The following is a 21,257-nucleotide window of genomic DNA, read 5'->3' as shown; positions in this document are numbered from 1 at the left end:
GGATGGCCCCTCGGTGGGGCCTCGACCAGCGTCACACGGGCGAACACACTGCGCATGTCGATCAGTTACGGTGCGTAGTCCGCGCCTCCTCGTCAGCCGCCCCACCTGCACCGACGAGCCCGGAACTCATCCCCTGCAACCGCGGCGCGAACCGCTTCATCTCCCGCTGCCCGACCGTACCGATGAGCGCCGGCAGATACCCCCGCACGCCCTGCATGCCCCGCAGCCACCACTGCCCGTACACATGCGCCGAGCGCCGCTCGATGCCGTCCGCGATCCGGTCCACCGCCGGCCCCAGCGGGTACGTCTTGTTCGACGGCCACGGCAGCCGCTGCCGTAGCTCCCGCATGACATCGTCCTGGTCGGCCCCGCGCACCATGTCGGTGTCGGTCCACGACAGGTACCCGACCCCGACCCGCACACCCTGGTAGCCGACCTCGGCGCGCAGACTGTGCGCGTACGCCTCCACGCCCGACTTGGACGCGCAGTACGCCGTCATCATCGGCGCCGGCGTCATCGCGGCGAGCGAGGCGATCTGCAGCAGATAGCCGCGGCTCTCGACCAGCACCGGCAGGAACGCGCGGGCGGTCACCGCCGAGCCGATCAGGTTGACCTCGATCACCCGGCGCCAGGCCTCCGGGTCGGAGTCGGCGAACGGACCGCCCGTCGCCACACCGGCGTTGGCGACCACGATGTCGACCTTCCCGAACCGCTCCTTCACCTCCCGCGCGACCCGGCCCATCGCCTCGTGGTCGGTGACGTCGGCGTACCAGTGGGCACTGTCGCTGTGCAGCCGCTCGGAGACCTCCTTGAGCGCCTGCTCCTCCAGCCCGACCAGCGCGACCTTGGCCCCGCGCGCGGAGAGCTTGCGCGCGAGCAGCTCACCGACGCCGCGCGCCGCCCCGGTGACGACGGCGACCTGTCCTTCGAGGCTGACCCTGCTCATGCGCCCTCCTTGAGCTGCTCTGAAGTGGAGTGGGACCCGGGGGCGTTCCCTGTGGCGTCCCCCGTGCCGTCCCCCGTGACGTATGTGGTGACCAGCTCCCGGATGCGGCCGGTGACCTTCTCCGGTGCCTCGATCGGGGTCATGTGGCCGACGCCCGTCAGCTCGGTGAGGCCGACGCACTGGGGCAGCGCGGCAACCAGCGCGCGGGCATGCACGCGGGGCGTGAGCCGGTCGCAGGCGCCGTGCACCACCGCGGTGGGCACCCGCAACTCCCGTACGCCGTGGTCGAGATCGAGCGCTTCGAGCACCACGCCCCAGGCCTGGCGCACGCGGCGCGGGCAGGCGTGCACGATCCGCGCGCAGGCCTCCACCATGTGCGGGGCCGAACCGGCGCCCATCGTCGCGTACTTGAGGACGCTCTTCGCCACCGGCGAGACCGGCCCGAGCGGAGCGGACGAGCCGAGGACGCGGCCGGTGAGCCAGGTGCGCACCCGGCCGGCGCGCATCGGCAGCACGCTCGCCTCGGCGACCAGCCGCGAACTTCCGGTGCTGCACAGCAGGACGGCCGCGGCGTGCTCCAGGAACCGGGGGCGTCCGGCTGCGGCCATGACGGTCATGCCGCCCATGGAGTGGCCGACGATCAGCGCCTTCTCCCCGCGCTCCAGCGTCTCGGCGAGCACCGCTTCGAGGTCGTCCGCCAGCGCGGTCGTCGTGCAGGCGCCGCTCGCGGGACTGCGTCCGTGGCCCCTCTGGTCGTACGCGATCACCCGGTGGTCGGTCGCCAACTCCCTTATCTGCGCCGCCCAGAAGGCGGTCGAACAGGTCCAGCCGTGGGAGAGGACGACCGGGGGCGCGTCCGCGGGTCCGTGCACCTCGACGTACAGCCGGGCGCCGTCGGCGGAGGTCACGGCGAGGGTGCGGGCGGGGGCCGGTGGGGCGTAGGGGCCGTCGGCGACGGAGGTGAGACGGCTCATGCGGCGGCCTCGCTCTTCTTCCCCACGCCCTTGCGCACACCCGCGCCGCTCTTCGCGCCGGCCTTCCGCGCCACGGCGTCCTCGCCCACGGGCTCCTCACCGACCGACTTCTCATCCACCGGCTCCTCGCCCACCGGCTTCTCCTCCACCCGCTCGGGCCCGCGGATGACCTCGTACTCCGCCATGTCCACCCGCTGGGTGGCGCGCCGGAACTCCGTGGTCGTACCGGGCCAGATGGTGGTGTTGCGACCGCTCGCGTCGAGGTACCAGCTGGTGCAGCCGCCGGTGTTCCACACGGTCCGCTTCATCCGCTCCTGGACCCGGTGGTTCCAGAGGTCGACGGCGGCCGGGCGGGCGTCGAGGGCGGTGCGGCCGCCCAGGACGCCGAGCTGACGCAGGTAGTCGGCCATGTAGTTCAGCTGGGACTCGATCATGAGGATCATGGAGGAGTTCCCGAGACCGGTGTTGGGCCCGATGATCGTCATCCAGTTCGGGAACCCGGCGGCCGAGGCGCCGCGCAGCGCCTGCATCCCGCCCTTCCACGTCTCCGCGAGCGTACGGCCCTGCGCACCGATCACGCGCTCGGCGATGGGCATGTCCGTGACGTGGAAGCCCGTACCGAAGATGATCGCGTCGACCTCGGCCTCGGTGCCGTCGGCGGCGACGAGGGTCGACCCGCGGATCTCGCTGAGCCCGCCGGCCACGACGTCCACGTTCGGCTGGGCGAGAGCCGGGTAGTACGCGCTGGACAGCAGGATCCGCTTGCAGCCGATGCGGTAGTCGGGGGTGAGCTTGGCGCGCAGGGCCGGGTCCTTGATGGCGCGGGCCATGTTGCGCCGGGCGAGCTGCTCGACCATGCCGAGTTCCTCGGGGTGCTTGGTGAAGGCCTGCACCTGGAGTTCGCGGATGCCCCACAGCAGGCCGCGCCGCAGCCGGGTGGTGAAGGGCAGCGCCCGGTGCAGCGTCCGCTCGGCGCCGCTGATGGCGCGGTCCATGCGCGGCATGACCCATGCGGGAGTGCGCTGGAAGAGCGTGAGCCGGCCCACCTGAGGCTGGATCGCGGGCACGATCTGGATGGCGGAGGCACCGGTGCCGATCATGGCGACGCGCTTGCCGCTCAGGTCGTAGTCGTGGTCCCAGCGCGCGGAGTGGAACACCTTGCCCGGGAAGGAGTCCAGACCCGGGATCTCGGGGATCTTCGGGTCGGACAGCGGCCCGGTGGCGGAGACGACGACATCGGCGGTCAGCGAACCGCTCGCGGTCTCGATCTCCCACCGCAGCCGCTCCGCGTCCCACGTCATCAGCTTCACTTCGGAGTCGAAGCGGATGTGCGGCCGCAGCCCGAAGGTGTCGGTGACGTGCTCCAGGTAGGAGCGGATGTGCTGCTGCCCGGAGAAGGTGCGCGGCCAGTCGGGGTTGGGCGCGAAGGAGAAGGAGTAGAGGTGCGAGGGCACGTCGCACGCGCACCCGGGGTAACTGTTGTCCCGCCAGGTGCCACCGACGCCGCCGGCCCGCTCCAGGACGACGAAGTCGGTGATCCCTTCGCGGCGCAGCCGCACGGCGGCCCCCAGCCCGCCGAACCCGGACCCGATCACCGCCACCCGTACATGCTCGTGCTCGGCCATCCCGAAGCCTCCACGCATCTCGCCAACGACTCCGCCAGTGAACACTGGCGCAATGGGACTGTAGGGCAGCGTCGTACCGAGCGGTAGGGGGCGGGAGAAGGAAAGTTACCGGCGGTACAACATAGGCTTCGGGCGTGGCAGACGACGGCGAACACACGACCGAACAGGAAACCGGACAGGGAACCGAGCACGGTCAGGAAACCGGTCAGGAAACCGGGCGGAACGACGGCCAGGGCAGCGGACAGGCCGACGCCCCGCGCGAGTACCGCATGGAGGAACTCGCCCGCCTGGCCGGCATCACCGTGCGCACCCTGCGCTTCTACCGCGAACGCAAGCTGATCCCGCCCCCGCGCCGCGAGGGCCGCATCGCCTGGTACGACGACCACCACCTGGCCCGCCTGCGCACCATCTCCGCACTCCTGGAACGCGGCCACACCCTCAACGGCATCGCGGAACTGGCCGAGGCCCTGGACCACGGCCGGGACGTCGCCGACCTCCTGGGCGTCGCCACCCCCACCGAGGAGGAGCCGGTCCGCCTCACCCCCGAGGAACTCGCCGCCCGCTTCGAGGGCCAGGTCACCGCCGAGAACCTCGCCGCCGCCCTGAACCTCGGCTACCTCGGCACCGACGGCGACGAGATCGTCCACATCAGCCGCCGCCTGCTCGACGTCTCCTCGGCCCTGGTCCGCGAGGGCATCCCCCTCGCCGACGTCCTCGACGCCGGCCGTCGCGTCCGCGAACACGCCGACGCCCTCGCCGAACTCTTCACCGACCTCATCCTCCGCCACGCCCCCGAAGAAGACCTGCACCGCCTGCGCCCCCTGGCCCGCAGCGTGGTGGAGGCCGAACTGTCTCTGGCCCTGGACCGACGACTGAACAAGCGGGACTGAACAGACGACGCCGAACAAGCGGGACCGAGCGCGCCGTGGCCTACAAGCTGACCTACTAGCTGGCCTACTAGCTGGCCTACAGGTCGTACACCACGGTCACCGGCGCATGGTCGGACCACCGCTCGGCATGCGTGGCCGCGCGCTCCACGAAGCCCTTGACCGCCTTCTCCGCGAGCCGGGGAGTGGCGACGTGATGGTCGATCCTCCAACCCGAGTCGTTCTCAAAGGCCCGCCCCCGGTACGACCACCAGGTGTACGGGCCCTCCACGTCGGGGTGCAGGGCGCGGATGACGTCGATGTAGCCGCCGTCCTCGGCGGTGAGGACGCGGCCGAGCCAGTCCCGCTCCTCGGGCAGGAAGCCTGAGTTCTTGGTGTTGCCGCGCCAGTTCTTGAGGTCGGCCTGCTGGTGGGCGATGTTCCAGTCGCCACAGACGACCACCTCGCGCCCGTTGGCGGCGGCGCGCACGCGCAGGTCCTTGAGGTGGGTGAGGAACTCGTCCATGAAGCGGACCTTCTCGTCCTGCCGCTCCGTGCCTACCTCGCCGGAGGGCAGGTAGAGGGAGGCGACGGTGACGCCGGGCAGGTCGGCCTCGACGTAGCGTCCGCTGCCGTCGAACTCGGCCGAGCCGAAGCCGACCCGGACGCGGTCGGGTTCGCGGCGCGTGTAGAGGGAGACGCCGGCGCGGCCCTTGGCGGCGGCCGGGGCGTGCACGACGTGCCAGCCGTCGGGCTGCCGGACCTCCTCGGGCAGTTGGTGCGGCTCCGCGCGCACCTCTTGAAGGCAGACGACGTCCGCGGAGGTCTGGGCGAGCCACTCCACGAAGCCCTTCTTGGTCGCGGCCCGCAGTCCGTTCACGTTCACCGAGGTCACAGTCAGCACCAGGGCACGATACCGGCACACTGGGTACGTCCGATGCCTCTTCCGTTCGCATAGAAGTACGATTTCCCGCATGAATATACGCCGTGTCCGTTTCGACCACCCTGACGCCGTGAAGCTCAACGACGAGGTCCAGGCCGAGTACGACCTGCGCTACGGCGACGGCGGCGACGCGACCGTCCTCGACGCCCTGGACTTCGACCCGCCCCGGGGCGTGTACCTGATCGCGTACGACGAGCACGACCGCCCGGTCGCCACCGGCGGCTGGCGCCGCCAGGACGAGAACGGGCAGGGCAACGAGGACGGCGACGCCGAACTCAAGCGCATGTTCGTCGTGGACGGGATGCGCGGCCGGGGTCTGGCCCGCCGCATGCTCACGGCACTGGAGGAGGACGCCCGCACGGCCGGCCGCGTGCGCATGGTCCTGGAGACCGGGACCAAGCAGCCGGAGGCCATCGCCCTGTACGCGTCGAGCGGGTACGAGCCGTGCACCAAGTTCGGCTACTACCGCCACCACGAGGACAGCCTCTGCTACGCGAAGCGGCTCTGAACGTAGGGCCGGTCATCGACCGACAGCTCCGGGCTCATGCGACGTGTGCGACAAGGTGACCGGACGGGCAATTGCGTGCAATTTCGCGCACTTGCCAGGCGTCCCCGTTCCGCAACTCCCTGAACTGCCCGACTCTGCCAGGAGAGGCCAGGTCCTTCGGGAACGCGTGTAAGGGAAGGAGAAGCTCTCACTCATGGCGAGCTTTTTTGACGATACGTTTCCGGCCGCTGAGCAGCTGCCCCGGCAGCTGGTGGTACGGCTGGCTCCCTGGGCGGAGCCCACGGGCGACGTGGTCCGCATGCTGATCAACGGGCGCCCCGTGGGCGACGAGATGGACGATCTGGGCTGGTTCAAGAGCAAGTACGAGGTGGATGACGACGGGAGCATCCGCAAGTTGCCCGGGAGCGACTGCCCGCCGGACGTGACCGGCGCGCGCTGGCACGACGCACTGCATGTGGCCTTCGCCGCCTGCCTGGGCTGGTCGCCGGTCCTGAGGATGCTCGCCGGATATCAGCGGCAGTCCCCTTCGGGAGCGGTGTACGAGGAGGACACGGACAGGGCGGTGCAGGCCGAGGAAGCGATCACGCTGGCCGTGTTCACCCACGCCCGCGCCGCAGCCGACGGAGAGGGACCGGCGACGTCGACACCGGCTCTGCTCGCCTCCGTCAAGGAGAAGGCTTCAGGCCTGGAGGTCTCCGCCCGCTCCGACGCCGATTGGGCCCTGGCCGTGGACACCGGCATCGCCTGCATCCACCAGATGTGGGCGAACAAGGGCGGCACGCTGACGGCTGACCTGCTCACCAGGTCCGTGGTCTACGCACCGCTGACCAACACATCTCAGGCCGAACCCGTACCAGCCTGAGCACGGCACGGTACCCCGGCGGAGCCCCCTCCCGACACTCAGCACGAAACTTCAGGCCTACGACCGCCGGACACCCGTCCCCAGCACCGACCTCGTACGGCCACACCTCGAACAGCCCCCGGAAACGCCGAAATCCCGCCCGATCAATCAGATCGGACGGGATCTCGTGAACTCTTCCTGAGCGAACTCAAGAACAGTCGATGCGTGGACCTGAGGGGATTCGAACCCCTGGCCCCCTCGATGCGAACGAGGTGCGCTACCGGACTGCGCCACAGGCCCCTGCAACGAGTGAAACTCTAGCATCCCGGTCCGGGTGCTCGGAAATCCGCTCCCGGACTGGTCAGGGGCCCGGTCTCCGCCCGCACCCCCGGCCCCGTGACGACCACCACCGGGCGGCCACCAGGCGGCAACCCCGGGCAGCCGCCGGTCACTCGTTGGCCGCGCGCGGGCGGCCGCCTTCCTCGTACTGGTCGAACAGCGGCGTGCGTCCGCGTTCGCGTGCCCGGCGGGCGGAGGCGGCGCGGCGCGCGTCGCTGCGGCCCTCGGCCGGCCTGTCCTCGGCGTCGGGCGCCGGCTCCTGTGCCGCGGCCTCCGGCGCGTGGCCGGCGTCCTGCTCGGGCGCGACCGAGCTGGAGCGCGCCGAGCTCCAGGTGTCGGGGGCGCCGAGGTCGACGTCGGAGGTGGCCCGGGGTGCGACGGGCGCCGTGACGTACGTGGGCAGGGGCACCGGGACCGGGTCCCAGCTGTCCCCGTGTCCGGGCCGCCGCTGCCGCTCGCGCTGCTGGTCGACCCACTCGGCGTGGTCGGTCTGCTCGACGAGGGCGCGCCGGTCCGCGGCGCGGGAGGCGGAGAGGGCGGGGTCGGTGGCGGGTCCTGGGCCCTCCTCCGGTGCGTCCGCGCCTGCGTCCGCGGGAAGGGGCGCACGCCGGCGCGGCTGGCGTACGCGCTCCCGCAGTTGCTGGGCCGCGACCTCGGCGCGCCGGCGGTCCATCTGGTAGGCGAAGCGGCGGCGCTCCTGCGTGCGCAGGTAGGCGATGTACGTGCTGAGCATGACGGCGGGTGCGGCGGGCGCCCAGAGGAAGGCGAGTCCGCCGACGGCGGCGACGATCGCGCCGAGACTGAAGCCGAGGAAGAGCAGCACGGTGGTGCGCCGCCGGCGTGCGAGCACCTTCGAGCGCTGGGCGCGCGCTGCCGCCGCCTGCCCCGACGGCGTCCGCCGCGCGGCCGGCACACGGCCTCGCGCGGGTGCGGGAGCGGCGCCGGGCGGGGGTGCGGGCGGGGACGAGGACTTGGGCGCGGGTGCCGCCGCTTGGTCGCGGGCCGAAGCCGCCGCTTGGTCGCGCGCTGATGCCGCCGACTGCTCGCGCGCCGGTGCCGCCGCGTGGTCACGTGCGGAAGCCGCCGACTGCTCGCGCGCCGGCGGCGCCTGCTGCTCGCGCGTCGGTTCCGGCCGCCCGGGTGTCTCCGGTCCGGCGTCCGCACGGACCTGATGGCGCGTCGGAGGCATGGCGAAGGCCCGGACGTCCACCGAGTCGGTGACGGCGTCCGGGTCGCCGGCGCTCTGCTCCCCCTCCTGGGTGGAGCGCGCCCGCAGGTCCCTGGCGTACCGACGCTCCATCCCCGCCCGTCCGGACAGCAGCCGGATGGCGGTGCTGAAGCGTTCCGTCGGACGGGCCTCGTTCAGCTCGTCCTGCCTACGGAGCCACATAGGCACCAAGTAGGCGGCCCAGGCCCCGACAATGACTGCGTAGATGAGGCCGCTGCTGCTCACGCCTCACACGGTAGAGGGGTTTGCGTGAGGCCATCTGCCAATTGCGCCGGTGTGTCGCACGATCTGGCTGATATTTCGAGCTTTTTTTGCGACCGATGCGATCAGCGGACCGCCGAAGTCACGAATTGAATGCCCGAAGACAGCCATCGACCGGTCAATTTCGAACACATATTCAATTTCCGGCGCTGTCCTGGGTGTGCGACGCCCGCTGGGAGCGTGCCCGCCGCCAGCGGGCGAGCAACCCCTCGGGCACTTCTTCCGCCGTGAGGGCGTAGACGAGATGGTCGCGCCAGGCTCCGTCGATGTGAAGATATCGTGGGCGCAGCCCCTCCTCGCGGAATCCGAGTTTCTCCACGACCCGGCGGCTGGGCCGGTTCTCGGGGCGAATGCAGACCTCGATGCGGTGCAGCCCGACGGTGCGGAAACAGTGGTCGACCACGAGCGCGACGGCCGTCGGCATCACCCCGCGCCCGGCCACGCTCTCGTCCACCCAGTAGCCGACGTGCCCCGAGCACATCGACCCCCAGGTGATCCCGGCGACCGTCAACTGCCCGACGAGCCGCCCCTGGTACTCGACGACGAACGGCAGCATCCGGCCCGCGCCCGCCTCGGCGCGCAGATGCCGGACCATCTGCCGGTAGGTCGGCCGGTGCGTGACCGGCCCGCTCGGCGTGGGCGGCGGAATGGTCGCCTCCCAGGGGCGCAGCCACTCCCGGTTGCGCCGGTTCACCTCGCGCCAGGCCCGCTGGTCGCGCAGCTTTATCGGCCGGAGGACGACATCCGCGTCCGCCAGCACGACGGGCCAGGATGGGCTGTTCAGCTCGCACCCCCACTGGTGGGTCTCGGGTGGTCGCCGCCGCTGATCTGCTCGACGGCGTGCGTCAGCAGCGGCTCCAGGACGGCGAGACCGTCCTTCACCCCGCCGGTGGAGCCGGGCAGATTGACGATCAGCGTGCGCCCCGCCACTCCGGCGAGGCCGCGGGACAGGGCGGCGGTCGCCACCTTGTCCCGGCCGAAGGCCCGGATCGCCTCCGCGATGCCCGGCACCTCGTAGTCGATCACCGAGCGGGTCGCCTCGGGCGTGCGGTCCGTGGGCGAGACGCCGGTGCCGCCGGTCGTGACGATGGCGTCGTACCCGGCGTCGACACCGGCGCGCAGCGCCGCCTCCACGGGTGCCCCGTCGGGGACCACCCGGGGGCCGTCGACATCGAAGCCGAAGCTCTTGAGGCCGTCGGCGACCAAGGGGCCGCCCCGGTCCTCGTAGACCCCGGCGGAAGCCCTGTTCGAGGCGGTGACCACCAGAGCACGGTAGGTCATGCCCGGCTCCAGTGACCCGACTTGCCGCCCGTCTTCTCCTCCACGCGCACGTCCGTGATGACCGCTCCCTCGTCGACCGCCTTCACCATGTCGATCACGGTCAGCGCGGCGACCGTCACGGCGGTGAGCGCCTCCATCTCCACGCCCGTGCGGTCCGTCGTCCTCACCGTCGCCGCGATCTCCACGGCGTCGTCCGCGACCGACAGATCCAGTGTCACACCGGACACCGACAACGGGTGGCACAGCGGGATCAGGTCCGGGGTGCGCTTGGCACCCATGATCCCGGCGATCCGCGCGGTGGCCAGGGCGTCGCCCTTGGGCACGCCCCCGCCACGCAGCAGCTCGACCACGCGCGGTGACACCAGGACCCGGCCGCTCGCGCGGGCGGTGCGGGCGGTGACGTCCTTGCCGGAGACGTCGACCATGCGGGCCGCGCCCGCGTCGTCGAGATGCGTCAGTCGGTCCTGCGAACTCATGGTGTGTGGCGCTTCCCGGTCACGGCCCGCCGCCATGCGGGGCACAGGCCTGTTGTGCGCGACACGGTACCGCCAAGCAGGGGCGGGCACCGGGGCAGGACCATCGGGAAGGCTCCCCGGGCCGCACGCGCGTGTGGCGATCCGGCGGGCCGACCGGTCAGCCGGTCAGCCGGTCGGCCGGTCGGCCGGTCTGCGGGGCAGCCGGTCCGCGGGTCAGCCGAGCAGGACGACCTCGACCTCCGTGCCGGGCTCGGCGGAGTCCCTGTCCTCGGGCAGGACGATCAGCGCGTCCGCGTGGGCCAGCGCGGCGACCAGGTGGGAGCCGGCACCGCCGACGGGGGTCACCTCGCCGTCGGCGTACGTCCCGCGGAGGAACTGCCGGCGCCCCTTGGGCGAGCTGAGGGCCTTCTCGGCCCGCAGGGTGGCCCGGGTGCGGGGCCGGTGGACGTCGTCCAGGCCCATGAGGGTGCGGATCGCGGGGCGTACGAACAGCTCGAAGGAGACGTACGACGACACGGGGTTGCCGGGCAGGGCCAGCAGGGGGGTGTGGTCGGGGCCGATGGAGCCGAAGCCCTGGGGCTTGCCGGGCTGCATGGCGAGCTTGCGGAACTCGACGCCGCTGCCCGCCTCGTCCTCGTCGCCGACGTGCGACAGCGCCTCCTTGACGACGTCGTACGCGCCGACGCTCACGCCGCCCGTGGTCACCATCAGGTCGGCGCGGACGAGTTGGTCCTCGATGGTGGAGCGCAGGGTGTCGGCGTCGTCGGCGACGGCGCCGACCCGGTAGGCGATGGCGCCGGCGTCGCGGGCGGCCGCGGTGAGGGCGAAGCTGTTGGAGTCGTAGATCTGGCCGTGGTCCAGTGCCTCGCCGGGCTGGACGAGTTCGCTGCCGGTGGACATGACGACCACGCGCGGGCGCGGGCGCACGCGTACGGTTCCGCGGCCGATCGCGGCGAGCAGGGCGATCTGCGGCGGGCCGAGGATCGTGCCGGCCTCCAGGGCGCGGTCGCCGGCCTTCACGTCGCTGCCCTTGGCGCGTACGTGCGCGCGTGCCTCGGCGGGGCGGTGCACGCGGACCTGTCCCTCGGCGCCCTCGGGGGCCACGCTGCCGGCGCGCATCCCGCTCACGGGTCCCTCGCCGAGTCCGCCGTCGGTCCACTCGACGGGGACGACGGCCTCGGCGCCGGGCGGCAGCGGGGCTCCGGTCATGATGCGCGCGGCCTGCCCGGGGCCGACGTGGACGAGGCCGACGGCGCCCGCCGCGACGTCCCCGACGACCTCCAGGACGGCCGGGAACTCCTCGCCGGCGCCCTCGACATCCGCGACCCGCACCGCGTACCCGTCCATGGAGCTGTTGTCGAACGGGGGCAGGGACACCGGCACCATCACGTCCTCGACCAGGACGCAGCCCTGGGCGTCGAGGAGTTGCAGCTCGATGGGGTCGAGCGGGCGGACGGTGCTGAGGATGTCCTCCAGGTGCTCGTCCACCGACCAGAGGTGGTCCGGTCCGGCGGGGCGGGGCGCGGCGCTGCTCAACTCTCTTGCATCTCCTCGGCTACGTACGTGCGAAGCCAGGTCCGGAAGTCCGGGCCCAGGTCTTCACGTTCGCATGCCAGTCTGACAATGGCACGCAGGTAGTCGCCACGGTCACCGGTGTCATAGCGGCGGCCCCTGAAGACGACCCCGTGCACCGGGCCGCCGACCTTCTCGTCGTCGGCCAACTGCTGGAGCGCGTCGGTGAGCTGGATCTCGCCGCCGCGGCCGGGCTCGGTCTTGCGGAGTATGTCGAAGATGTGCGGGTCGAGGACGTAGCGGCCGATGATCGCGTAGTTCGACGGGGCGTCCGCCGCGTCCGGCTTCTCGACCAGGCCGGTCACCTTGACGACGTCGCTGTCGGCGGTGGTCTCCACGGCCGCGCTGCCGTAGAGGTGGATCTGCTCGGGGGCGACCTCCATGAGGGCGATCACGCTGCCGCCGTGCCGCTCCTGGATCTCGATCATGCGCTGGAGCAGGGGGTCGCGGGGGTCGATCAGGTCGTCGCCGAGGAGGACGGCGAAGGGCTCGTGGCCGACGTGCGGGGCGGCGCACAGCACGGCGTGGCCGAGGCCCCTGGGGTCGCCCTGGCGCACGTAGTGCATGGTGGCCAGGTCGCTGGACTCCTGCACCTTGGCGAGCCGGTGGGCGTCGCCCTTCTTCTGGAGCGCCGATTCCAGCTCGTAGTTGCGGTCGAAGTGGTCTTCCAGAGGACGCTTGTTGCGTCCGGTGATCATGAGGACGTCGTCGAGCCCCGCCGACACGGCCTCCTCGACCACGTACTGGATCGCCGGCTTGTCGACAACCGGCAGCATCTCCTTCGGAGTGGCCTTGGTGGCCGGCAGGAACCGGGTACCGAGACCTGCTGCGGGAATGACAGCCTTGCTGATCCTGGGGTGCGACTGAGTCATGCCCGCAACCTTATCCGGTGCCTTTGTGATGAATCTGCGGCTCCGGTTACTTGGTCCACATATGAGCACATTGGGAAGGATGCAGGAGCGACCAGTGGAACACGACGGACGCACGGGCGAGCCTGACAAGCGAATGTGGCGGCGGGAGTTCCTCGCGGTGAGGAACAGGTTGCCGGAGGATGTCGTGCGCGCGACGGGCGACGCGCTCGCCGAACGGGCTCTGGAGCTGCCCGAGCTGGCGCGTGCGCGCACGGTGGCGGCGTACGTCTCCGTGGGCGCCGAGCCCGGCACGCTCACGCTGCTGGAGGCGCTGCGCGCGCGGGGCGTGCGCGTGCTGCTTCCCGCCCTCCTGCCGGACAACGACCTCGACTGGGGCGAGTACACGGGCCCCGGCTCCCTCGCGCGCATCCGGCACGGCGGGAAAATGGCCCTGTTCGAGCCCTCGGGAGCACGCCTCGGGCCCGCCGCGGTGACCGGTGCGGACGTCGTCCTGCTGCCGGGGCTCGCGGTCGACGCACTCGGGATGCGGCTGGGGCGCGGCGGAGGGTCGTACGACCGTGTGCTCGCGCGTCTGGAGCGCGCGGGGGCCCATCCGGCGCTCGTGGTGCTCCTGTACGACACGGAGGTCGTCGCACGGGTTCCGGCGGAGGCGCACGACCGGCCGGTGCACGCGGTGGTGACCCCGTCGGGCGTGCGCCGCTTCACGGGCCCCTGAGGCGGGAGCTTCACACCGGCCCGTGAGCCGAAAAGGCCCTCCACGCGTGCGTGGAGGGCCATGCCGGGCGGTGTGCCGTCAGCGGGTCACGGCTTGAGGACGAGGGTGTCGCTCGTGCTCTTGTCGACCGCCTTGGCGGAGAACGACCAGGGCAGCAGCTCGCCCTTGACCCACTTCCCGGTCTGGTCGGTGTAGTGGGCGCTGTAGGCGTGGCCCGAGGCGCCGGTCAGGTTGATCCACCTGGACTTGTCGAGGTCGGCCAGGTTGACCACCATCCGCATGGACGGCACCCAGACGACGCCGTAGCCGCCGGCGGCGTTCCAGCCGGTCGCGTCGACGGTGGCCTCGCCGCCGCCGAGCTGCCAGGGGCCGCGGTTGAGGGCGTACTGGAGGAACCCGGGGCCCTCGGTGCCTAGGGTCTGGTTCTTCAGGAACAGGCGGTGCAGCCGGCCCCAGCTCCAGGTGTCGATGTCCTTGCCGAGCTTGGCGGTCAGCTCCCAGCGTGCGTCGATCATGGCGCGCTCGAACAGCTGGTCCCGGTTCTCCGCCGCCGGGCGGGTGCCCGACTTCGGCGTCGTCCACCAGTCGCTGTCCGGCTTGTCCATCAGCCGGCGCACGACCTCGAACCAGCGGTCGCCGCCGTCCGGCTGCGCCTGGTCGGCGTCGCGCTTGCCGCACTCGCGCACCGTGGTGTTCTCGTCCACCGGGCCGGTGCTGTCGATCTTGTCGACCCACAGGCACTGGCCCGTGACGCGCAGCTCCTTGGGGAGCTTGTTGCCGAAGGCGAGCTTGAGGACGTTGCGCCAGACGGCGTTGAAGTAGGCGGCCGCGGCCGAGTCGGCGTCCTGGGTGTAGTCCCAGCCCTCCAGCAGCTTCTGGGCGTCGCGGACGTTCTTGTCCCGGAGGTTGATCTTCAGCAGCTCGGGCACCAGCAGCTTGGCGATCTCGCTGCTGTTGTCCAGCTGCATCTGCCGCATGTCGTCGGTGGAGATCCTGCCGCCGTCCTTGATCTTGGACTCGATCAGGTCGGTGATGCGCTGGCTGCGGGTGCCGTAGCCCCAGTCGGTGGTCAGCGTGTACGGGTACGCGTCCTGGCCGATCACGGCCTGGTTGGCGGTGACGATGAAGCCCCGCTTGGGGTTGTACTCGTACGGCAGCTCGCTCTGCCCGATGTAGCCGTTCCAGCGGTACTTCGGGTCCCAGCCCGGCGCCGGGATGGAGCCGCTGTCCGCCGAGGTGCGGGCGGGGATCCTGCCGGGCAGGGTGTAGCCGATGTTCTCGGAGTCGGCGTAGACGAGATTCTGCGAGGGCACGTCGAACAGCGTGGACGCGGCCCGGAACCCGTTCCAGTCGGACGCCTTGTCGATGGCGAACACGGCGTCCATGGAGGTGCCCGGGTCGAGCGCGGTCCACCGCAGGGCGATGCCGTAGCCGTCGCCCCGGTCGGGTGCCGCGGTGTTGACGGTGGCCCGCTTGCCGACCTGGACGAGTTCGTCGTCGCGGTCGGACAGCAGCGGCATCCCGTCGGCGGTCTGGCGCACGACGATCTTCTTGGACCCGCCGCCGGCGACCTTGATGGTCTCCTCGCGGGTCGTGAACGGCCGGACCTTTCCGTCGTACAGGTAGCCGTCGCCGGAGAGCTTCTCGAGGTAGAGGTCGGTGACGTCGACCCCGGAGTTCGTCATGCCCCAGGCGATGTCGGCGTTGTGACCGATGATCACACCGGGCATCCCGGCAAACGTGTAACCCGCGACGTCGAACTGGCACGTGCTGGAGACGGTCCGGCAGTGCAGGCCCATCTGGTACCAGACGGAGGGCAGCGACGGGGACAGGTGCGGGTCGTTGGCGAGCAGCGGGTGGCCGGTGATCGTGTACTGCCCGGAGACGACCCAGGAGTTGGAGCCGATGCCCTGCCCGTTCACTCCGACGGCGGCGGGGAGGTTGTCCAGGGACGTGTAGAGGCCCCCCAGCTGGCTCGTGAGGCCCGAACCGGACGAGGTCGAGGCGGAGGAGCCGGACGTGCCGGCCGAGGCCTGAGAGCCGCCCGTGGCGTCGCCGCCCTGGGTGCCGACGCCCTGGGTGCCGCTCGTGCCGGTCCCGGTGGTGGTGCCGCTCTGGTCGGCGTTGGTGGCGTCGTCGTGCACGCCGTTGGGGGCGCCGCTCTGCTGGAAGCTCTTGGTCAGCTCGTCGTACTGGCCGTCCTGCACGATCGGCTTGTTGCGGCCGGCCGGGTACTGCGGGTACAGGTCCTGGATCTGCTGCGGGCCGAGGCGGCTGGTCATCAGCGCGCGGTCGATCTCGTCCTGCATGTTGCCGCGCAGGTCCCAGGCCATCGCCTTCAGCCAGGCGACCGAGTCGACCGGGGTCCACTGCGCGGGCTTGTAGTCGTTGGCGAGGCCGAGGGCCGCGTACTCCAGGGAGATGGCCTTGCCGTCCTTGCCCCGCAGGTAGGCGTTGACACCCTTGGCGTAGGCGTCGAGGTACTTCTTGGTGGAGGCCGACAGCTTGTGGTCGTACTCCTCCTTGGCCACGCGGTCCCAGCCGAGGGTGCGCAGGAACGCGTCGTTGTCGACCTGGCCCTTGCCGAACATCTCGGACAGGCGCCCGGACGTCATGTGGCGGCGCACGTCCATCTCGTAGAACCGGTCCTGCGCCTGGACGTAGCCCTGCGCCATGAACAGGTCCTCGTCGGACGAGGCGTAGATCTGCGGGATGCCGTAGCCGTCGCGCTTGACGTCGACGGGTCCCGAGAGGCCGTCGAGGGTGATCTCGCCCTTGGTCTGCGGGAAGGAGGCGCGCACGGTGCTGATCGACCAGTACCCCCCGTAGGCGATGCCTCCGATGATGGCCAGGACGAGCACCAGCACGAAAAGTCGCGCTTTGCGCCCCTTCTTCCTGCCGGACTTGCCAGGCTTGTCACCCGTTGTGGCGGTGGTGTTGGGGGGCATCGCTGTCCTTGCTGTCCTAACGCGAGCGGCAGGTCGGGCTGTGACTTTGAATGAACGCTGGAGCAACCATAGGCGCAGGGCCCCGGGGCGCTTGACGCGGACCGGGGAACCGGCGGGCGCGAGCGTTCGATCCTGCCTCGCCGAGCGTCAAGAAAGCGTCAACAGTTAGGTAAGATAACGAACTACTTGGGTGCGGTGCGCCGCAGCCTCGGGTCTTGTGCACGTGCGCCCCCGCGTCCCGCGCGGGCCAAGGAAGGGAACCGCCGCTGACTGTCCACCACCTCAACCAGCTCCTGCTCATCAGCGCCCTCGTCCTCCTGATCGCCGTCGCGGCCGTGCGGATCTCCTCACGCAGCGGCCTGCCCAGCCTGCTCATCTACCTGGGCATCGGCGTCCTCATCGGCCAGGACGGCATCGGTCACGTCCACTACAGCAACGCCGCGATGACCCAGGTCATCGGGTACGCGGCCCTGGTCGTGATCCTCGCCGAGGGTGGTCTGGGCACGAAGTGGAAGGAGATCCGGCCGGTTCTCGGCCAGGCCTCCGTCCTGGCCACGGCGGGTGTCGCGATCAGTGTCGGCGTCACGGCGGCGGGCGCGCACTACCTGGTCGGGCTGGACTGGAGGCAGGCGCTCATCGTCGGCGCGGTGGTCTCCTCGACGGACGCGGCGGCCGTCTTCTCGGTCCTGCGCAAAATCCCCCTCCCCGCGCGCGTGACGGGCACGCTGGAGGCGGAGTCCGGATTCAACGACGCCCCAGTGGTCATCCTGGTCGTCGCCTTCTCCACGGCCGGACCCGTCGAACACTGGTACCTGCTGCTCGGCCGGATCGCGCTGGAACTGGCCATCGGCACCGCCACCGGACTCGTGGTCGGCTGGGCCGGCGCCTGGGGGCTCAAGCGCGTCGCCCTGCCCGCCTCCGGCCTCTACCCGATCGCCGTGATGGCGATCGCCGTCACCGCGTACGCGGCCGGCGCGCTCGGGCACGGCAGTGGCTTCCTGTCCGTCTACCTGGCGTCCATGGTGCTCGGCAACGCCAAGCTCCCGCACTGGCCGGCCACGCGCGGCTTCGCCGAGGGGCTCGGCTGGATCGCCCAGATCGGCATGTTCGTCCTGCTCGGTCTGCTCGTCGCCCCGCACGACCTGATCGACGACTTCTGGCCGGCCCTGATCATCGGACTGGCGCTGACCGTGGTCGCCCGCCCGCTGAGCGTGGTGCTGAGCCTCGCGCCGTTCCGGGTGCCGTGGCGGGAGCGGGCGCTGATGTCCTGGGCGGGACTGCGCGGCGCCGTGCCCATCATCCTGGCGACCATCCCGATGGTGAACGGCGTCCCGGGCAGCCGGCACATCTTCAACATCGTCTTCGTGCTGGTCGTCGTCTACACCCTCGTCCAGGGGCCGACCCTGCCCTGGCTGGCGCGCGCGCTGGAACTCGGCAAGGACGGCGAGGCCTCCGACCTCGGCATCGAGTCGGCGCCCCTGGAGCGGCTGCGCGGGCATCTGCTGTCCGTCGCGATCCCCGAGGGTTCGCGGATGCACGGCGTGGAGGTGGCCGAGCTGCGGCTGCCGCCCGGGGCCGCCGTCACCCTCGTCGTGCGCGAGGACGAATCGTTTGTGCCACTGCCCACGACCGTGCTGCGGCGCGGGGACGAACTGCTCGTGGTCGCCACGGACCCCGTCCGCGACGCGGCGGAACGGCGCCTGCGCGCGGTCGGCCACGGCGGCAAGCTCGCGAGCTGGCTGGGCCTCGACGGGCCCGAGTCGGGAAGCCGCTGAATCCCAGGTGAACATCTCCGTGGTGCTCGTTTTCACAGTCGTACGAGCACCACTGACCTGTACGATGAAGGCACCTGATCGAACCAACTCTGCCTGACGCAGAGCTGGCGCGACCGTATGGCGGCCGAGACGCCCCCGCCCACCGTGGGCGCCGTATCTCCGGCATCTACCGCAGTCCGCGCAAGAGGACAGCTCTCGGCACCCGGGCCCGCCACGGCCCCCGCTACCAGGCGGCAGAAAGGCACGGCCGTGGGATCCACGGTCACCACCACCGCACCGGAGAACACCGCCCCGGCCGCCCCGCGCCCGGGATACCTCCAGCTGCTGCGCACCCGCGGCGCCTGGACCTTCCTGCTCCCCGGATTCGCCGCGCGCCAGCCGTTCGCGATGCTCACGATCTCCATCGTGCTGCTCGTGCAGCACACGACCGGCTCGTACGGCGCCGCGGGCGCCGCCGCCGCCGTCACCGGTGTCTCCATGGCGCTGTTCGCGCCCTACAGCGGCCGTCTCGCCGACCGCTACGGCCAGCGCGCGGTGCTGGTCCCCGGCCTCCTCGTGCACGCCCTGTCCGGCCTGTCCCTGACCGCGCTCGCGCTGGCGCACGCCCCTTTGTGGGCGCTGTTCGCGGCGGCCGTGCCGACCGGCGCCTCGGTGCCGCAGGTCGGCCCCATGGTGCGGGCCCGCTGGGGCGTGAAGCTCCAGGGCTCGCCCCTGATGACCACCGCCGCGGCCTTCGAGTCCGTCACGGACGAGCTGACCTTCGTCTTCGGCCCCCTGCTCGCGACCGCCCTGTGCACCACCGTCACCCCCGCCGCCGGCCTGGTCACCGAGGCCGCGCTGACCCTCGTCGGCGGTCTGCTGTTCGCCGCGCAGAAGAGCACGCAGCCGCCGGTGACCGGCCGGGGCGGGCACGCGCGCGTGGAGCACGTCTCCGCCCTGCGCGTCCCGGGCGTGCGCGTGCTCGCGGTGACCTTCCTGGGCATCGGGTCGGTCTTCGGCGGCATGCAGGTCTCGCTGGCCGCGTTCACCGAGTCGATCGGCGAGCCCGGCCTGAACGGCGTCCTGTACGGCGTCTTCGCCGCGGGCAACATGCTCTCCGGCGTCGTCTGCGGCGCGATCGCCTGGAAGGTCGCCCCGCGGCGGCGCCTGCTGGTGGGCTACACGGGGCTCGCGCTGACCGCGTCCGCGCTGTGGACGGCGCACTCGGTGCTGCTGCTGGCCGCCCTCGGCCTGCTGGTCGGCATGTGCATCGCGCCCGCCCTGATCACCGGCTACACGCTGGTCGAGGCGCTGGTCCCGGCCGGCGCCCGCACCGAGGCGTTCACCTGGCTGACCGGCGCCGTCGCGCTCGGCCAGGCCGCCGCCGTCACGGCCGCCGGACAACTGGAGGACCGCCTGTGGGGCGGCGCCGGATTCCTGGTGCCGATGGCCGGGACCGTGCTGGCGCTGGTCACCCTGGTGGCACTGCGCTCACGGCTGACCGCCCCGTCCAAGAACCGTACGGTCGCACGTGGCGTCGGTCACCGCGTGCCGGTGACGGTGGACTGATCCCTGGGAATACGTCAGTATGGACCATCGTTAGCACTCATCGAGTCAGAGTGCCAGGAGGAAGACAGTGCCGACCTACCAGTACCAGTGCAAGGAGTGCGGCGAGGGTCTTGAGGCGGTGCAGAAGTTCACCGACGACGCCCTCACCGAGTGCCCCAGCTGCGGTGGCCCCCTGAAGAAGGTGTTCTCCGCGGTCGGCATTGTCTTCAAGGGCTCCGGCTTCTACCGCAACGACTCCCGCGGTGCCTCGTCGAGCAGCAGCCCGGCGACGAAGGCGAGCGGCTCGTCGGCCGATTCGAAGCCGTCCGACGCGAAGTCGTCCACGGCCTCGTCGTCCGCCTCGTCCTCGTCTTCGTCGGCCTCCTCGTCGTCGACGTCCTCGTCGAGCTCCGCCAGCAGCTCCGCGGCCTGATTTCTCCCGTCCGGGACCCTGCCGTCGTACGACGGCAGGGTCTTCGGCGTTCCCGCGCGCGGACACCGGCTCCCGGAGGTTTTCGCCGCCAGCTAGTGTGCTCGTCATGGTGAACGCAGACATCGGTGTGATCGGCGGCTCGGGCTTCTACTCGTTCCTCGAGGACGTGACCGAGATCCAGGTGGACACCCCCTACGGGTCGCCCAGCGACTCCCTGTTCCTCGGCGAGATCGCCGGCCGGCGGGTCGCCTTCCTGCCCCGGCACGGCCGCGGCCACCACCTGCCCCCGCACCGCATCAACTACCGGGCCAACCTGTGGGCGCTGCGCTCGGTCGGCGTCCGGCAGGTCCTCGGCCCCTGCGCGGTGGGCGGACTGCGCCCCGAGTACGGCCCCGGCACCCTGCTCGTGCCGGACCAGTTCGCGGACCGCACCAAGTCCCGTGTGCAGACCTACTTCGACGGGCTGCCGCTGCCCGACGGCACGGTGCCCAACGTGGTCCACGTGTCCATGGCCGACCCGTACTGCCCCACCGGACGAGCCGCCGCGCTCAAGGCCGCCCACGGCCGGGACTGGGAACCGGTGGACGGCGGCACGCTGGTCGTGGTCGAGGGCCCGCGCTTCTCGACCCGCGCCGAATCGTTCTGGCACCAGGCGCAGGGCTGGTCCGTGGTCGGCATGACCGGTCACCCCGAGGCGGCGCTCGCCCGGGAACTGGAGCTCTGCTACACCTCCCTGACCCTCGTCACCGACCTCGACGCCGGCGCCGAGACCGGCGAGGGCGTCTCCCACGACGAGGTGCTGCGGGTGTTCGCGGCCAACGTGGACCGGCTGCGCGGAGTGCTGTTCGACGCGGTCGCGGCGCTGCCGGAGACGGGGGCACGGGACTGCCTGTGCGCGAACGCGCTCGGGGGGATGGATCCGGGGTTCGAGCTGCCGTGAGGTGAGGCAGGGGTGAGGTGAGGCAAGGGTGAGGTCAGGCAGGGGTGAGCTGAGGCAAGGGTGAGGTCAGGCAGGGGTGAGCTGAGGCGGGAGAGGGTGGGCGAGTTGTCCACAACCGGCCGGTAACTCACCGGCTCCGACGGACTTCGGCGCGAGGCGTCATCGTGGCAGGGCAAGCCGAACCCTC

At 71.4% G+C, this 21,257-nt stretch carries 19 protein-coding genes and 1 tRNA gene; 8 read left to right on the top strand and 12 right to left on the bottom strand.

Annotated elements, in window-relative coordinates:
* Positions 1–61: 61 nt before the first annotated feature.
* Genes ACGFYV_RS08700 through ACGFYV_RS08690 form a run of 3 tightly spaced genes read right to left on the bottom strand, consistent with a single transcriptional unit; the run spans position 62 to position 3,545 of the window.
* Positions 62–946 carry an SDR family oxidoreductase gene (locus tag ACGFYV_RS08700; RefSeq protein WP_393877625.1) on the bottom strand — a complete coding sequence of 295 codons (885 nt, stop codon included), beginning with the start codon at positions 944–946 and terminating at the stop codon, positions 62–64.
* Entirely contained in the window at positions 943–1,920 is a 978-nt protein-coding gene (locus tag ACGFYV_RS08695) for an alpha/beta fold hydrolase (protein WP_393877624.1), read from the bottom strand. The genes ACGFYV_RS08700 and ACGFYV_RS08695 overlap by 4 nt, the downstream gene beginning before the upstream one ends.
* On the bottom strand, positions 1,917–3,545 hold the full coding sequence (locus ACGFYV_RS08690) for a flavin-containing monooxygenase (RefSeq protein ID WP_393877623.1): 1,629 nt from the start codon (positions 3,543–3,545) through the stop codon (positions 1,917–1,919). The genes ACGFYV_RS08695 and ACGFYV_RS08690 overlap by 4 nt, the downstream gene beginning before the upstream one ends.
* Before the next feature lie 269 nt (positions 3,546–3,814).
* Here ACGFYV_RS08690 and ACGFYV_RS08685 point away from each other — a divergent pair, with 269 nt between their 5' ends.
* Positions 3,815–4,435: a MerR family transcriptional regulator gene (locus ACGFYV_RS08685; protein ID WP_393877781.1), complete on the top strand. Its 621-nt coding sequence runs from the start codon at positions 3,815–3,817 to the stop codon at positions 4,433–4,435.
* 76 nt (positions 4,436–4,511) lie between these two features.
* Here the strand turns inward: ACGFYV_RS08685 and ACGFYV_RS08680 are convergent, their stop codons facing one another.
* Positions 4,512–5,315, bottom strand: a complete 804-nt coding sequence (locus ACGFYV_RS08680) for an exodeoxyribonuclease III (RefSeq protein WP_393877622.1) — start codon at positions 5,313–5,315, stop codon at positions 4,512–4,514.
* 70 nt (positions 5,316–5,385) lie between these two features.
* On the opposite strand from ACGFYV_RS08680, the gene ACGFYV_RS08675 reads away from it, so the two are divergent.
* The gene (locus ACGFYV_RS08675; RefSeq protein ID WP_393877621.1) at positions 5,386–5,862 is read left to right on the top strand and encodes a GNAT family N-acetyltransferase; all 477 of its coding nucleotides are present in this window, start codon (positions 5,386–5,388) and stop codon (positions 5,860–5,862) included.
* A 193-nt stretch (positions 5,863–6,055) separates the two neighbouring features.
* Positions 6,056–6,724 (top strand): hypothetical protein, encoded by a 669-nt coding sequence (locus tag ACGFYV_RS08670; protein WP_393877620.1) that lies wholly within the window; start codon positions 6,056–6,058, stop codon positions 6,722–6,724.
* A 205-nt stretch (positions 6,725–6,929) separates the two neighbouring features.
* Here the strand turns inward: ACGFYV_RS08670 and ACGFYV_RS08665 are convergent.
* The 7 genes from ACGFYV_RS08665 to galU form a co-directional block, all read right to left on the bottom strand.
* Positions 6,930–7,003 (bottom strand) — tRNA-Ala (locus ACGFYV_RS08665).
* 148 nt (positions 7,004–7,151) lie between these two features.
* On the bottom strand, positions 7,152–8,495 hold the full coding sequence (gene glpR, locus ACGFYV_RS08660; RefSeq protein WP_393877619.1) for a gephyrin-like molybdotransferase receptor GlpR: 1,344 nt from the start codon (positions 8,493–8,495) through the stop codon (positions 7,152–7,154).
* 172 nt (positions 8,496–8,667) lie between these two features.
* Positions 8,668–9,291, bottom strand: coding sequence for a GNAT family N-acetyltransferase (locus tag ACGFYV_RS08655; RefSeq protein WP_393877618.1), 624 nt, complete (start codon positions 9,289–9,291; stop codon positions 8,668–8,670).
* Positions 9,292–9,311: 20 nt separating this feature from the next.
* The gene (locus ACGFYV_RS08650; RefSeq protein ID WP_393877617.1) at positions 9,312–9,812 is read right to left on the bottom strand and encodes a molybdenum cofactor biosynthesis protein B; all 501 of its coding nucleotides are present in this window, start codon (positions 9,810–9,812) and stop codon (positions 9,312–9,314) included.
* Positions 9,809–10,288: a cyclic pyranopterin monophosphate synthase MoaC gene (gene moaC, locus ACGFYV_RS08645; protein ID WP_393877616.1), complete on the bottom strand. Its 480-nt coding sequence runs from the start codon at positions 10,286–10,288 to the stop codon at positions 9,809–9,811. The genes ACGFYV_RS08650 and moaC overlap by 4 nt, the downstream gene beginning before the upstream one ends.
* A gap of 213 nt (positions 10,289–10,501) precedes the next feature.
* Positions 10,502–11,824: a gephyrin-like molybdotransferase Glp gene (glp, locus tag ACGFYV_RS08640; protein WP_393877615.1), complete on the bottom strand. Its 1,323-nt coding sequence runs from the start codon at positions 11,822–11,824 to the stop codon at positions 10,502–10,504.
* Positions 11,821–12,732, bottom strand: coding sequence for a UTP--glucose-1-phosphate uridylyltransferase GalU (galU, locus tag ACGFYV_RS08635; RefSeq protein ID WP_393877614.1), 912 nt, complete (start codon positions 12,730–12,732; stop codon positions 11,821–11,823). Before galU ends, glp begins: the two co-directional genes overlap by 4 nt.
* A 79-nt stretch (positions 12,733–12,811) precedes the next feature.
* On the opposite strand from galU, the gene ACGFYV_RS08630 reads away from it, so the two are divergent.
* Positions 12,812–13,447 carry a 5-formyltetrahydrofolate cyclo-ligase gene (locus ACGFYV_RS08630; RefSeq protein ID WP_393877613.1) on the top strand — a complete coding sequence of 212 codons (636 nt, stop codon included), beginning with the start codon at positions 12,812–12,814 and terminating at the stop codon, positions 13,445–13,447.
* A gap of 86 nt (positions 13,448–13,533) precedes the next feature.
* On the opposite strand, the gene ACGFYV_RS08625 is transcribed toward ACGFYV_RS08630, so the two are convergent.
* On the bottom strand, positions 13,534–16,395 hold the full coding sequence (locus tag ACGFYV_RS08625; RefSeq protein ID WP_393877612.1) for a penicillin acylase family protein: 2,862 nt from the start codon (positions 16,393–16,395) through the stop codon (positions 13,534–13,536).
* 215 nt (positions 16,396–16,610) lie between these two features.
* On the opposite strand from ACGFYV_RS08625, the gene ACGFYV_RS08620 reads away from it, so the two are divergent.
* The 4 genes from ACGFYV_RS08620 to ACGFYV_RS08605 all read left to right on the top strand — a co-directional run bounded on the left by ACGFYV_RS08620 (position 16,611) and on the right by ACGFYV_RS08605 (position 21,070).
* The gene (locus ACGFYV_RS08620; protein ID WP_393877611.1) at positions 16,611–18,170 is read left to right on the top strand and encodes a potassium/proton antiporter; all 1,560 of its coding nucleotides are present in this window, start codon (positions 16,611–16,613) and stop codon (positions 18,168–18,170) included.
* Positions 18,171–18,419: 249 nt separating this feature from the next.
* Entirely contained in the window at positions 18,420–19,718 is a 1,299-nt protein-coding gene (locus tag ACGFYV_RS08615) for an MFS transporter (RefSeq protein WP_393877610.1), read from the top strand.
* 67 nt (positions 19,719–19,785) lie between these two features.
* Complete coding sequence (locus ACGFYV_RS08610) at positions 19,786–20,130, top strand: FmdB family zinc ribbon protein (protein ID WP_393877609.1); 345 nt, start codon at positions 19,786–19,788, stop codon at positions 20,128–20,130.
* A gap of 106 nt (positions 20,131–20,236) precedes the next feature.
* Positions 20,237–21,070, top strand: coding sequence for an S-methyl-5'-thioadenosine phosphorylase (locus tag ACGFYV_RS08605; RefSeq protein WP_393877608.1), 834 nt, complete (start codon positions 20,237–20,239; stop codon positions 21,068–21,070).
* Positions 21,071–21,257 lie beyond the last annotated feature (187 nt).

This window comes from Streptomyces sp. NPDC048297 (genome assembly GCF_043201585.1).
Lineage (GTDB): Bacteria > Actinomycetota > Actinomycetes > Streptomycetales > Streptomycetaceae > Streptomyces.
This window is presented reverse-complemented; position numbering and strand designations above follow the sequence as displayed.